Here is a 13,014-nt window from a genome sequence, read left to right on the forward strand (position 1 = left end):
ATGCCTCGGACACACACAATGTCATCGGATTCCTTCGGGGTGCTGGGCATTGGCCAGAGCAACGTGGGCCTGTCCACCGAAGTCATGCGCGAAGTGGTCGCACTCCCCCACGCGTTGACGCCGGCCCCCATGGCGCCGCCTTACGCTCTGGGGGCGTTCAGACTGCGCGATGAGCTGATCCCGGTCATCGACCTGGCACGGCTTCTGCAGCTTGATGATAGTGAGGGGCCTCGCGAGTGCGCTGACCAGGTGGCCATCGTGCGTTGGCAGGACGGCCATTTCGGCCTCCGCGTGGATACGGTTCACGGTATTGCCCATGTGTCATCAGAGCATCTGCAGCCGCTGGACAGCAGCGCATCAGGGACACTGCCCCTGACGCCCGCGGCCTTTACCGATGGCGACAGACTGGTATATGTGCTGGACCTCAATGCCCTGTTTGCGCTTCCCGGCATGACCCTGGCACGTGCATCGCTTGGCGAGACGACCGACAATACCGGTTCACAGAAAGCTGATCGAAGGGTCAACACGGAACGAGCGTTGCTTGTTGACTGCAGCGGCATTCAACTGAGCCTGCCGGCAGCCATGGTCCGGGAAATTCAGCCGCTGGAAACCCTGTCGGCCCCGGTCATGGAGGTGCCCGGTTTCATGGGCACCACGACCCTGCGCAAACAGACCCTGCCGGTCTTTGATCCTCTGATGCTGGCAGGCCTTGATGACCAGCCCCGGCCGCAGGGCCGGCTCATGGTCATTGTCGCCGTACGCGAACAGCCTCTGGCCCTGTGCGTGGATCAGGTGATCCGCATGCTGACCTATAACCCGGATGACGTCATGGCGCTTGCCGAAGCACATGACAACCCCGAGGCCGCTATCTCCGGCATGATCAACCATCCCCAGCTGGGCGAATCCCTGCTGGTGGATGCCACGTGCTTTGCAGGCGGTTCCGACATCCTGACGCTGGCCGCGATGTATGTGGCCCGGGAAAACCATGACCCTCGGGGAGACATCCCCTATCGTCGCTTTGCCTTTGTTCACTTTGATGCCTTTGGCCAATTTGTTACACCGCTGGAACAGCTCAGCGAAGTGCTGGCCATGCCTGAAAACTTCACGATCAGCGCACATCCCGACAAGGGCTGGACCGGCACGATGGCGCATCGCGGCCAGGCGATCTCCCTGGTCGATCTGCGTGAACTCCTGAATACCCCTCATGATACGCCGGCCACGGATATCCTGATCGTGGATTGCGGCGAGTATCGGGTGGGTTTCATGATCGATAACGCCCGCCATATCGAGTATCTCGACGCGCCGGCAGACAGTCTGATCATTCGCTGGCGCGGCGAACAGGAGAGCGGCACCCCGCCCATCGAACAGTGCAAGCGGTTGATCGTGGTCGGCACCGGAGCAGGCAAAAAAATCATGTCGGTGCTGTGTCTGGAGACCCTCGCCGCGCTGCTGGTGGATATCAACGCTCGCCATCACTGCTCGATGATCGACGCAGCCTCGCATGCCCTTCCGGCATAAGGGCATGAGGCCGTGTATCGACACGCCGCGGGACTGGTGGCGCTAAAGTCTTTGGCAATACTGCTGCGCTCTGGGATCATGAGGACCATTTATACCGTGCCGGAATGCCATCATGATCAGGACCTACAGCCTTGCGCAGCAGACCATTCACGAACTGCTTGATGACGATGACGCGCTTGCTGCACGCCTGTCACAGGCCACCTGGATTGATGCGCAGGAGCCCAGTGACAGTGAGCGTGAGGCGCTGGCGCCTTTTCTTGCCGAGGAGCTGCCCGGCAGTACCGATGTCGAAGAGATCGAGTCTTCGGCGCGCTACTTTTCAGACGCCGATGGCCTTCACGTTCACTCCCTGTTTCTGACCCGCAATGAAGGCAAGCACCAGAACACCACGGTGGCCTTTATCCTTCAGCCCCAGCGGCTTTTAAGCCTGCGCGAGGAGGATCTGGCGGATTTCAGGTTGCTGCGCCTGCGCGCCCGTCGTGGCCAGATCGAGGCCGGCTCGCCCCAGGAGCTGATGGTGACCATTTTCGAGCAGAAGGTGGAAAACCTGGCCGACAGCGTCGAGGACATGCACCGCGATCTCGAACAGGTCAGTCATCAGGTACTCGAAGTCGAGGATTCGGATCTCGAGGACGCCATCGACCGTCTGGCCAAGGTCGAGGACAGCGTCGGCAAGATCCGGCTGTGCCTGATGGATACCCAGCGCTCGCTGCACTTTCTGCTGCGCCACCTGCGCCGCCATCCCGAGCTTCAGGAGCAGGCCCGCGAGGTGCTTCAGGACGTTGATGCCCTGATGTCGCACAACACGTTCCTGTCCGACAAGGTCAACTTCCTGATGGACACGACCCAGGGCTTTATCAACATCCAGCAGAACCAGATCATCAAGATCTTCTCGATCGCCTCGGTCATGTTCCTTCCCCCCACCATGATCGCCAGCATCTACGGCATGAACTTTGATGTCATGCCGGAACTGCACTGGCCGCTGGGCTATCCGTTTGCCATTTTTGTCATGTTCATCTCGGGTCTGACGCCCTTTTTGTACTTCAAGCATCGCGGCTGGCTTTGATGGATGGATGCCAACCGATGCTGGTGGGCACGCTCAAGGGGAAACACTATGCGCGTACTGATTCATGCTCCCGAGGCACGACGCTGGCAGGAGGCGCTGACGCATGAACTGCGCCCGGTCCTGCCCGGCATCGAGATTGTAACCACGCAGGAGGCCGGTGAGTGCCCGGCCGATATTCTGGTGGTCTGGAAGCCGCCGGCATCACTACTGGCCTGCCAGCAATCATCGCTGAAGGCGATTTTCAACGCCGGTGCCGGCGTCGACGCCCTGTTGAGTCTTCCCGAGCTGCCGGAGGTGCCCATCGTCCGCCTGCGCGATGCCGGCATGGGGACGCTGATGGCCGACTATGCGCTCTACGGCATCCTGCATTTCTATCGGGACATGGATCGCTACCGCCGCCAGCAGATGGATCACCAGTGGCAGGAACAGCCTCTGGCCGACCGCAGCGCCTGGCGTGTGGGCATCGTGGGGCTGGGAACGCTCGGACAGGCCTGCGCCCGTCGTATCCGCGCTCAGGGGTTCGAGGTACAGGGCTGGAGCCGGTCGGCCAAACAGGTGGATGGCATCGACACGCATCATGGCGATGACGGGCTGACAGCCCTTTTGAAGACTTCGCAGGTACTCGTCAGCCTGCTACCGAACACCCCGGAGACACGAGGGCTGCTCAACGATCAGCGTCTCGGGCAACTGCCGCAAGGCGCGGTGGTCATCAATGCCGGGCGCGGTACGACGCTGGACCCGGACGCCCTGCTCACGCTCATCGAAAACGGCCATCTGCGCGGCGCCCTGCTGGACGTGTTTCCGGAGGAACCCCTGCCGACACAACATCCTCTCTGGCAGGATCCGCGGGTCATCATTACCCCGCATATCGCTGCCCCTACGGATGTGAGCGAGGGCGCCCGGCAGTTCGCCGCCGATATTATGGCCCTGATGCGCGGGGAGCCCATCGATACCGTTGATCCCGCCACGGGCTATTGATCCCGCCACGGGCTATTAGGGTACAGGCCAAATCTCATGTGCCTTGCCCTACTGACAGGAGACGCCATGTTTCGCCTTATTCTGATGCTGACCGCCCTGATGGTGTCCACCTCGCTTCAGGCCGGGGAGATTCAGCCCTTCAAGGCCCAATATCATCTCGTGATCGACGGCTGGCCCAACGCCGACATGACCCATCAGCTCGAGCGCGACAAGGAGGGCTGGCGTACCACCATGCATGCCTCGATCAAGATCGCGACCGGCTATGAATACAGCCGCTTTCGCCTTCGCAATGACACCGACGTAGCGCCCTGGAGCTTTTACAGCCGCTACCGCCTGTTCGGCTTTGGTGACACCTATCGTCTCGATGATCAGCAGCTCGCCGCTCTGCCCGATCGTCAGGCAGCGCTATTTGCGCTCAGCCGGCAGGCGTTTAACGCCCCCTCATGTCGCGGTCGCCAGACAACGCCATGCACCTTTGCCTATGTGGATCACAAGGCGCGCCAGCGTGACATGGCATGGCGGGTCATTGATGATCCGGAAATGTCCGTGCCCCAGGGGCACTGGCAGACACGCCACGTGGAGGCATGGGATGAGGACAAGCCCGACCGACGCATGAACTTTTATTTCACGTCGCGCTATCCGGGCCTGCTCGTGCAGACGGACTATTTTCGCGATGGCAAACTGAGCGCACGCCTTCAGCTGACAGGGCTTGAGACGCCGTAAGCCCCGTCATGGGCATGGCGCTCATCGATCAACAACACCCAACACGAATACCACGGAGGGAACATGCTGGAACCGCACCTGACACTGACCATGGCGCTGGGAGAAGGCCCGCACTGGGATGTCGATCAGCAGCGTCTTCACTGGGTCGATATCCTGAGCGGTGAGCTTCACCAGCTCGACCCGGAAAGCAACCAGCATCACGTCCGGCGCTTTGATGAGCCGCTGGCCTACGCCGTGCCCGACGATCAGGGCGGCTATCTGGCCGCTTTCCGCTCGGGCCTGTGGCGTCTGGACGATCAGGGGCAAAAACAGCACCACCTGGTCGAAGGCCCTCAGAACCCGGACATCAGCTGGTGCAATGACAGCCACTGCGATGCGCATGGCCGGCTGTGGTTTGGCACCAAAAATGCCGAGGAAGCTCATCCCACCGGTGCCTTTTTCAGCTATCAGGACGAACTGGCCTCGCACTTCGAAGGTGTGACCATTTCCAACGGCATCGCGATCAGCCCTGATCATCGCTGGCTCTACTTCAGCGACACGCCGACCCACCGTATCCATCGCTATCCGCTGGATATCGAGCAGGGCACGCTGGGCGAGCCGGAACTGTTTGCCGACACCCGCGCGCTGGCACTGCCGGGTTCACCGGACGGTGCTGCCATCGACGAGGCCGGCCACTACTGGATTGCCATGTATGGTGGCGGTGTCGTGGTGCATTTTGATGATCATGGCAACGTGGTGGAAACCCTGCCGTTGCTGGCGCCCAACCCCACCAAGGTGGTCTTTGGCGACAGCGATCTGCGCACGCTGTATGTCACCTGCGCTCGTCAGGGGCTGGATCAGGCCACCCTGAACCAGTATCCCGATGCCGGCTCGCTCTTTTCCACCCGCGTGGAGACGCCCGGGCTGCCCGGCCATCGCTACCGGAGCACCGTCCGCGATAGCGCCTGAGCAACGCCTGTCCCGATGCGGCACTGGCGTATCGGGGCAGGTGCCCGGACTGTGATATGTTCCACTGTGACGCTGCCGCCACCGAGACTCGCATGAACGATACCGCCTCCCCAGATGCACACCATGTGGCTGATCAGCTGATCAAGGACATTCTTGACGGGCGTTATCAGCCAGGCGATTTCATTCCCAAGGAGCTGGAGATCTGTCGGCACTCCGGTTTGAGCCGCAACGTGGTGCGTCGCCATCTGGGCGCGCTGGTCAGCGGCGGCATCATCGAGCGTATTTCCGGCTATGGCTCTCGTGTGCGCGAGTTCTCACAGTGGCACATCCTTGACCCTGCCGTGACGGACTGGATCACCCGCTTTGCCGGGCCACATCTGGAGATCCAGCGCGAGATTCTGAGCTTTCGCCTGACGGTCGAGCCGTGGGTAGCGATGATGGCGGCCAATAGTGCGACCGCTCGGGATCTGGTCGCCATCGAGGAGGCCTTCGAGGACATGCGCCATCACCATCTTGATGAGGACACCACGCAGCACGATCACTGCGACGTCTCCTTTCACGTCGCCATCTATTACGCCACGCACAACATCGTCTGGTCCCAGCTCTCTCACGTGCTGCGCCCATCGATCCATTTGCTGGTGTCACACAGCAACACTCGCACGCTCGACCCGAGCCACAGCCTTCAAAGCCATTATCGGCTCATGGACGCCATACGCATGCGCCAGCCCGATGAGGCCTATCACGCCGCGATTGCGGTACTGGAAGACACTGCCCGGGCGCTGAACGTCGATATCACCCCTGCCCCGGTGCCGCTGCACCTGCCCATGACAGTGCCACCCGCCGGTTAAGCCTCTTCCCGGACGCGTGAGCTGTTTTTCCGACCATGATTGCGACGCAGCAGTTCCGTGCCTCAGAAATGACTTCGCAAGCCCTTCGTTCTTCAGCGTCAATCAAGACCCTGGACCAAGGTCGAAGCGGCCAAAGTCTATGTTGAGCATTTCCGATAAATGTCCAACATACAAACCCTGTTGTTGATCCTGTGTTTGTCATGCACGCAGTACCATCCTTCGGGGTATTTCATGAAATCATCCACGACTGCGACATCGAGTGAGCCGGGGCGCCGTATCGCGCACCCTTCAATGTCGACCGTTTACATGATCGGCGGCGTTGCGGCGCTGGCGGGTCTGCTCTTTGGCATGGATATCGGCGTCATCTCCGGCGCCCTGCCCTTTATCGAACATGATTTTGGCGTCGGTGACCGCCAACAGGAGATCATTGTCAGCGTCATGATGCTGGGGGCGGCCATGGGCGCCTGCGTCAGCGGCACCCTGTCACGCAGGAAGGGACGCAAGCTCACGCTGACCGTCAGCGGCGTGGTCTTTGTGGCCGGAGCGCTGCTTTCGGCGCTGGCCGTTTCGCCCGAGATGCTGATCGTGGCACGGCTTGTGCTGGGCGTGGCCGTGGGGATCTCCTCCTATGTCGCGCCCATCTATCTCTCCGAGATCGCCCCCGAGCACATCCGCGGCCGACTGATTTCCTTTTATCAGCTGATGATCATGGGCGGCATTCTGCTCGCCTATCTGACCAACACCCTGTTCAGCTACACCGGCAACTGGCGCGGCATGCTGGGCATTATCGCCATCCCGGGTGTGCTGTTACTCCTTGGCATGTTCTTTTTGCCGCGCAGCCCGCGCTGGCTGGCAAGCCACGGGCGCTTTGATGAAGCCCGTAGCGTCCTGATGCGCCTGCGCGGTAATGACCGCCAGGGCGTTGACGAAGAGATGACCCGCATTCGAGAAAATCTCAAGGTAGGAGACGCCGGCTGGAAGCTTTTCAAGCGCAACCCCAACTTCCGTCGCTCTACCGGCCTGGGCGTCACGCTGCAGTTCATGCAGCAGTTCACCGGCGCCAATGTCATTTTGTATTACGCCCCGCGCATTCTGGAAATGGCCGGCTTTGACAGCGCCAGCGAACAGCTCTGGGGGACGGTCGTGATCGGTCTTGTCATGACGCTGGCGACCCTGATCGCCGTGGGCCTGGTCGACCGCCTCGGGCGCAAGCCGCTGCTCTATACCGGCTTTACCATCATGGGATGTTGCATGCTGGCGCTGGGTGGTTTGTTTGAATACGGCCTTGAAGGCGCACTGACCCAGTACCTGGCGCTGGGACTTCTGGGGACCTTTGTTGTCAGTTACGCCATGTCGGCGGCACCGATGGTCTGGATCCTGTGCTCCGAAATTCAGCCGCTCAAGGGCCGTGACTTCGGCGTAGCCTGCTCCACGGTCACCAACTGGGTGGCCAACATGATTATTGGCGCTACGTTCCTCACACTGATCAATGTGCTGGGCAATGCGATCACCTTCTGGCTCTATGCCGCGCTCAACTTTGCCTTCATTGCGGTCACCCTGCTGCTGGTCCCGGAGACAAAGGGCGTGGCCCTTGAGAAGATCGAGCAGGCGCTGATGGCGGGACGGCGGCTTCGCCACATCGGTCAGAAATCACAGGCGTAGCCCGGGCCATTCGGCTGCCGTGCACCGGTGTCTGACCTGTATCGAGTGAGGGCTCTATACTGATCTGCAACCGCTGTGACACAACGCTTTTGTCTTTCATCGACCATGGAGTGATTCATGCCCTTGCACTGTGAAAGCGACCAACCCGGTCAGCACGATGACGGCAGCCCCTTTGAGCGCTTCAGGCTGCGCAACAGTGCCGGCATGCAGGTGGATATTCTTGATTACGGCGCCACCCTGCAGGCCCTGCGCGTGCCCGATCGAGACACCGGTGAGCCAGTCAACCTGGTGCTCGGCTTTGTCGACCCGAGGCAGTACCTGAAACCGCACCCCTATTTCGGTGCGCTGGTCGGGCGCTATGCCAACCGCCTCGGCAAGGGGCGTTTTGAACTTGATGGCCAGACGTTTCAGATCGTGCCCAACGAGGGCCCCAACGCCCTGCACGGTGGGCCACGGGGATTGAGCTTTCAGCGCTTTGAAGGCCGGCTGTTTGAAGAAGCAGACCGGGTCGGCGTGAGTCTGAGCCACCGCTCGCCCGACGGCGACATGGGCTTTCCGGGCGAGCTGAAGGTCACGGTGCATTACAGCCTCGATGAGGACAATCGGCTCACCATCGATTATGAGGCGCAATGTTCAGCACCGACCGTTATCAGCCTGACCAACCACGCCTATTTCAATCTGCGCGGCCGGGGCGACGTGCGCGACCATCTTCTCGAGTGCGCAGCCGGTCACTATCTGGTGCTTGATGAGGCCTCGATTCCGACCGGCACGATCGCCCCGGTCGCCGACACCCCCTATGACTTTGTCACGCCCGCGACCCTGCGCTCGCGTGAGCAGATCCCCAACGAGCAGTTCTCCCGCGCCGGCGGCCATGATGTTGCCCTCGTGCTGGATCGAGTGCCCTCCGGCCAGCCCCGGGCAATGGTCACCGAGCCGCACAGCGGCCGACGACTGGACGTCTTTACCGATCAACCCTCGCTTCAGCTCTATACCGGCATCGGTCTGGATGGCACCCTGCTTGATCACGAAGGCCGTCCGATCGAGGCCTTTGGCGGACTGGCTCTGGAGGCGCAGCAGTTTCCCGATGCGCCCAACCATGACCACTTCCCCTCGACCCGGCTCGATCCGGGCGAGCGATATCGCCAGCACACCTGCTATCAATTGACGTTTTAACCCCCGGCCGGACCGTCGCAACAGACTTACGGCCCCTTCTGGAAAGAGACAGAGTCATGACCACCATTGCCATTGCAGGTTTCGGCAAGATCGCACGGGACCAGCATCTGCCGGCCCTGCGGGATAACCGCGATTTTGAACTGACCGCCATTGCCAGTCGCAATGCCACCCTTGAAGGCGTCGATAATCATCAGGATCTTGATACCCTGTTGAGCGCAGTGCCCGCCCTTGATGCCGTGGCCCTGTGTACACCGCCGCAGGTGCGCTACGCCCAGGCCGTGGCCGCCATCGAGGCTGGCAAGCATGTGCTGCTGGAAAAGCCACCGGGCGTCTCGCTCAGCGAAGTCGAGGATCTGGTGCGCCGTGCCGAACAGCAGGGCGTCACGCTCTACGCGACCTGGCACGCCCGCGAGGCTGCCGGCGTCGAAAAGGCGCGCGAATGGCTGTCAACGCGTCGCGTCACAGGGGTTGATATCCAGTGGCGCGAGGATGTGCGTCAGTGGCATCCGGGCCAGCAATGGGTATGGGAACCGGGCGGTCTGGGCGTTTTCGACCCCGGCATCAATGCTCTCTCGATTGTCACCCGGATTCTGCCGGAAGCCTTTTTCCTGCGGGAAGCGACGCTTGAAGTACCGGAAAACTGCCAGTCACCGATCGGGGCCACACTCGAATTTACCGACGTTCACGACACCCCCATTCACGCCGATTTTGACTGGCGCCAGACCGGACCCCAGACCTGGCAGATTACGGTCGACACTGAAGACGGCAAGCTGGTGCTCGACAGTGGCGGCAGCCAGCTGAGCATCAATGGTGAGCGCATTATCGACGGCGAGGATATCGAATACGCGGGGCTCTACAGGCGCTTTGCCGAGCTGATCCGCACAGGACAAAGCGATGTCGACGTAGCCCCCTTCCGCCACGTGGCCGACGCCTTCCTGCTGGGACGCCGCCAGAGCGTTGAAGCCTTTATCGAATAGATCAGCACAAAGCCGTCAAATGACAGGGGCCCGGCTGCGCATGCACAGCCGGGCCCCTGTTTTTGTCATCGAAAGCTGAAGTCAGTCGAGCGCTTCAAGCTCGCTGACGCACTGATCGATCACGCTATCAAAGGACTTCGAGATATCGATGCTGATGGCCTCATCGGACCCCGGCGCCTGCAGCGTATCGAACTGGGTGCGCAGCATTTGCGGCGAGAAGAAATGCTGACGCTCTTCCATGCGCTGCAGGATGGTGTCGTAACTGCCATCCAGAAAGAGAATGATCAGTTCCGGGTCGCCCTGGCGCAGAATGTCGCGATAGGATTTCTTGAGGCCGGAACAGCCGATCATCACGCTTTTGTTTTCCTGGCGATGCTGCGCAAAAAGATCTGCCAGTGCTTCCAGCCAGCCCTGACGGTCGTCATCCGTCAAGGGAACGCCCTTGGTCATCTTTTCGATATTGGCCGGCGGATGGTACTGATCGCCGTCGATATACTCACAGCCGGTCTTTTCAGCCACGGCCTCGCCAATGGTCGACTTGCCGGATCCGGAGACCCCCATGATCAAAATGCGTCGTGATTGCCGATGACGCTGATCGAACTGTTTTGTCATGCCGGGGCTCTCTTGTTGCAGGGGTAGGGGCGTCATTGCGCATACTGTTGCAACATTCTTGCAAAGCCATCATGGGGTTACAACCGAACCATGGTCCCGGGGCAACTTTCGCATATAAGACCTTGGTATAAATCAGAGGGCTCTTACGCTTTCACGCCCTTTTCATGACTCGCGCCGCTGCAAGGGTGTCAGGCGCGCTAACGTGATGTTTTTCATCAATGAGGGATGCATGTTCAGTCGCCTTGGTTTGAAGCTCTTTGGGGCTATCCTGCTGGTCAATGTCGTGCTTGGTGCGGTGGTCTTTTTCATGGCGGCCCGCAGTATCGATGATGATTTTCTGGATTATTTGCGCCGCACCCAGAAGGAGCGCATCGATACCCTGAGCGATACCCTCGTCGAGGGCTATGCCCTGCATGGCAGCTGGGCCTGGCTTGGCGACAACCGCAATGCCTGGCGTGATGTATTGCGTCTGACGCTGGCACCGCGCGACCGTCCTGACGCCGCAGGCGCTGTTTCGCAAAAGTCGCCACCTGAACACCATGCCGGCGGCCCATCATCGGACCTCCCCCGTTCCATGGTGGATCCACGCCAGTTTGTGCTGCTGGATGCCCGGGGCCAACCGGTTATTGGCGGCGTTCATCAACCCCGTAACGACATGAACTACCGGGCACTGGTGCTTGACGGTACCACCATCGGACAGCTTGGCTATCGCGCGCCGGACAACATGATCTCCTCGATCGATCAGGTCTTTTTGCATCGTCAGCTGCGCAATCTGGGCATCATTACCGGCGTCATGCTTTTGACCTCGCTGCTGCTGGCAGGCGGGCTTGCCTGGTGGCTTGGCCGACGTACGCGGGATATGGCGCTGGCAACGCGCACCATTGCCCGTGGTGATTACAGCATTCGCCTACGCCTGCGGGGCCGCGATGAACTTTCCCGGCTGTCTGAAGATATCAATGCCCTCGCCCAGAGCCTTGAGTACAATCGCCAATCCCGCCAGCAGTGGGTCGCAGACATCGCGCATGAACTGCGCACGCCGCTGGCCATCCTGAAAGGTGAAATTGAAGCGATGCAGGATGGCGTACGCGCACTGGATGGCAAAAGCCTCCAGTCCCTGAACCAGGAAGTCGATCATCTCAGTCAGCTGATCGAGGACCTTCGCCTTCTGGCCCAGTCCGATGCCCGAACGCTTGAGACGCCACTGGATCGACTGGACCTGAGCACGCATCTGCAGAGCCAGCTTGAAGAGAGCCGCGAATGGCTTGACGAACGAGGCATTACGCTGGTCACCCACATTGCCCCGGGTCTCATGATTCAGGGATCCGCCCATCGCCTGCGCCAGCTCTGGCATAACCTTTTGAGCAATACGCAGGCTTATACGGACGCCCCGGGCTGCCTTCATGTCACCCTCCTGCGCCAGGATGACAAGGCCGTGGTGATCTGGGAAGACAGCGCGCCCGGCGTCGCGCCCACCGAGCAGCACCGTCTCACCGAGCGGCTTTTCAGAATCGAGGGATCACGCAACCGCCGCCACGGTGGCAGCGGACTGGGACTTTCCATTGCCAGTGCCCTGATACACCTTCATGGGGCACACATGACCCCACAGGACACGCCGCTGGGTGGTCTTTGCTGGCGCCTTGTATTTATGCTTGATGGCCATGGCACGCCTGCCAAAAACGATCACCGGATCAGTGCCAGCCATCATCACGGAAAAACGCTGCCATGAACGACAACGTGCTGATCGTTGAAGATGAAACCAAGATTGCCGATCTGCTGCGGGACTACCTGAGCAGCAGCGGTTTTACGCCTCACTGCCTCGAACGCGGCGATCAGGTCATCGACTGGCTGGAGGCACGGGCGCCGGAAACATTGCCTGCAATGGTACTGCTGGACCTGATGCTGCCAGGCCTTGATGGGCTCACGCTTTGTCGACGGCTGCGAGAGCGCTGGCCAGCCATGGCCATCATCATGCTGACGGCCCGGGTCGAGGAGGTAGACCGCCTGCTGGGTCTTGAACTGGGTGCCGATGACTACATCTGCAAGCCCTTTTCGCCGCGGGAGGTCGTCGCTCGCATTCGCACGGTTTTGCGACGTACTCATCCCGTGGCGTCCGCCGCCAGTACCGGTGTGCACGACTCATCGCCCCTGACCCTGGACCGCGATGGCTGGCGCGTGCTGGCCAATGGTACGGATCTGGGCCTGACCGCAGTCGAATTCCAGCTGATGGAGGTCATGTTCAATGCCCCCGGGCGCCTCTTTTCGCGCGAGCAGTTGATGGATCACATGTATCGCGACCGCCGCATCGTTTCCGAGCGTACCGTGGATTCTCACATTAAAAAGCTCAGGAAAAAGCTTGCCGACATCTGGCCCGAGCGTGAGGTCATCCACTCGGTGTATGGGGTGGGTTACAAGTATGAACCCCTGAGCTGAGCGCATTCATCTCAGCCGGCGGTGTCGATATCTCCCACCGCATGTTTATCCCCATTGCCTGCACGTTTGTTGCACAAAT

12 protein-coding genes are annotated in these 13,014 nt (G+C 60.6%); 11 read left to right on the forward strand and 1 reads right to left on the reverse strand.

The window, feature by feature from the left end; translation table 11 throughout:
* Positions 1–18 precede the first annotated feature (18 nt).
* From ACUN8C_RS11840 to ACUN8C_RS11880, 9 genes are all read left to right on the forward strand, one after another.
* Positions 19–1,518: a chemotaxis protein CheW gene (locus ACUN8C_RS11840; protein ID WP_445619399.1), complete on the forward strand. Its 1,500-nt coding sequence runs from the start codon at positions 19–21 to the stop codon at positions 1,516–1,518.
* Positions 1,519–1,630: 112 nt separating this feature from the next.
* The gene (gene corA, locus ACUN8C_RS11845) at positions 1,631–2,584 is read left to right on the forward strand and encodes a magnesium/cobalt transporter CorA (protein WP_445619400.1); all 954 of its coding nucleotides are present in this window, start codon (positions 1,631–1,633) and stop codon (positions 2,582–2,584) included.
* A gap of 48 nt (positions 2,585–2,632) precedes the next feature.
* Positions 2,633–3,562 carry a 2-hydroxyacid dehydrogenase gene (locus tag ACUN8C_RS11850; RefSeq protein WP_445619401.1) on the forward strand — a complete coding sequence of 310 codons (930 nt, stop codon included), beginning with the start codon at positions 2,633–2,635 and terminating at the stop codon, positions 3,560–3,562.
* Positions 3,563–3,628: 66 nt separating this feature from the next.
* Positions 3,629–4,285 carry a hypothetical protein gene (locus tag ACUN8C_RS11855; protein ID WP_445619402.1) on the forward strand — a complete coding sequence of 219 codons (657 nt, stop codon included), beginning with the start codon at positions 3,629–3,631 and terminating at the stop codon, positions 4,283–4,285.
* 63 nt (positions 4,286–4,348) lie between these two features.
* Positions 4,349–5,233 carry an SMP-30/gluconolactonase/LRE family protein gene (locus ACUN8C_RS11860; protein WP_445619403.1) on the forward strand — a complete coding sequence of 295 codons (885 nt, stop codon included), beginning with the start codon at positions 4,349–4,351 and terminating at the stop codon, positions 5,231–5,233.
* A 92-nt stretch (positions 5,234–5,325) separates the two neighbouring features.
* A complete protein-coding gene (locus ACUN8C_RS11865) occupies positions 5,326–6,081 on the forward strand; it encodes a FadR/GntR family transcriptional regulator (protein ID WP_445619404.1) in 756 nt (251 codons plus the stop codon).
* Positions 6,082–6,312: 231 nt separating this feature from the next.
* A complete protein-coding gene (locus ACUN8C_RS11870; RefSeq protein ID WP_445619405.1) occupies positions 6,313–7,743 on the forward strand; it encodes a sugar porter family MFS transporter in 1,431 nt (476 codons plus the stop codon).
* Between the two features lie 117 nt (positions 7,744–7,860).
* Entirely contained in the window at positions 7,861–8,916 is a 1,056-nt protein-coding gene (locus ACUN8C_RS11875) for an aldose epimerase family protein (protein WP_445619406.1), read from the forward strand.
* Positions 8,917–8,972: 56 nt separating this feature from the next.
* Entirely contained in the window at positions 8,973–9,893 is a 921-nt protein-coding gene (locus ACUN8C_RS11880; protein ID WP_445619407.1) for a Gfo/Idh/MocA family protein, read from the forward strand.
* Between the two features lie 81 nt (positions 9,894–9,974).
* Here ACUN8C_RS11880 and ACUN8C_RS11885 read toward each other — a convergent pair whose 3' ends face one another.
* Positions 9,975–10,505, reverse strand: a complete 531-nt coding sequence (locus tag ACUN8C_RS11885; protein ID WP_445619408.1) for a gluconokinase — start codon at positions 10,503–10,505, stop codon at positions 9,975–9,977.
* Between the two features lie 229 nt (positions 10,506–10,734).
* Here ACUN8C_RS11885 and ACUN8C_RS11890 point away from each other — a divergent pair, with 229 nt between their 5' ends.
* Together ACUN8C_RS11890 and ACUN8C_RS11895 are read left to right on the forward strand one after the other, a co-directional pair.
* Positions 10,735–12,231 carry a histidine kinase dimerization/phospho-acceptor domain-containing protein gene (locus ACUN8C_RS11890; protein ID WP_445619409.1) on the forward strand — a complete coding sequence of 499 codons (1,497 nt, stop codon included), beginning with the start codon at positions 10,735–10,737 and terminating at the stop codon, positions 12,229–12,231.
* A complete protein-coding gene (locus ACUN8C_RS11895) occupies positions 12,228–12,935 on the forward strand; it encodes a response regulator (protein ID WP_445619410.1) in 708 nt (235 codons plus the stop codon). The genes ACUN8C_RS11890 and ACUN8C_RS11895 overlap by 4 nt, the downstream gene beginning before the upstream one ends.
* The last annotated feature ends 79 nt before the right edge of the window (positions 12,936–13,014 follow it).

The sequence above is a fragment of the Kushneria sp. Sum13 genome, from assembly GCF_052692355.1.

Bases quoted from the DNA above. Each gene is read 5' to 3' on its own strand.
- ACUN8C_RS11850 (WP_445619401.1), top strand. From the start codon at position 2,633: ATGCGCGTACTGATTCATGCTCCCGAGGCACGACGCTGGCAGGAGGCG.
- ACUN8C_RS11885 (WP_445619408.1), bottom strand. From the start codon at position 10,505: ATGACAAAACAGTTCGATCAGCGTCATCGGCAATCACGACGCATTTTG.
- corA (WP_445619400.1), top strand. From the start codon at position 1,631: ATGATCAGGACCTACAGCCTTGCGCAGCAGACCATTCACGAACTGCTT.
- ACUN8C_RS11880 (WP_445619407.1), top strand. From the start codon at position 8,973: ATGACCACCATTGCCATTGCAGGTTTCGGCAAGATCGCACGGGACCAG.
- ACUN8C_RS11890 (WP_445619409.1), top strand. From the start codon at position 10,735: ATGTTCAGTCGCCTTGGTTTGAAGCTCTTTGGGGCTATCCTGCTGGTC.
- ACUN8C_RS11840 (WP_445619399.1), top strand. From the start codon at position 19: ATGTCATCGGATTCCTTCGGGGTGCTGGGCATTGGCCAGAGCAACGTG.
- ACUN8C_RS11860 (WP_445619403.1), top strand. From the start codon at position 4,349: ATGCTGGAACCGCACCTGACACTGACCATGGCGCTGGGAGAAGGCCCG.
- ACUN8C_RS11875 (WP_445619406.1), top strand. From the start codon at position 7,861: ATGCCCTTGCACTGTGAAAGCGACCAACCCGGTCAGCACGATGACGGC.
- ACUN8C_RS11870 (WP_445619405.1), top strand. From the start codon at position 6,313: ATGAAATCATCCACGACTGCGACATCGAGTGAGCCGGGGCGCCGTATC.
- ACUN8C_RS11855 (WP_445619402.1), top strand. From the start codon at position 3,629: ATGTTTCGCCTTATTCTGATGCTGACCGCCCTGATGGTGTCCACCTCG.
- ACUN8C_RS11895 (WP_445619410.1), top strand. From the start codon at position 12,228: ATGAACGACAACGTGCTGATCGTTGAAGATGAAACCAAGATTGCCGAT.
- ACUN8C_RS11865 (WP_445619404.1), top strand. From the start codon at position 5,326: ATGAACGATACCGCCTCCCCAGATGCACACCATGTGGCTGATCAGCTG.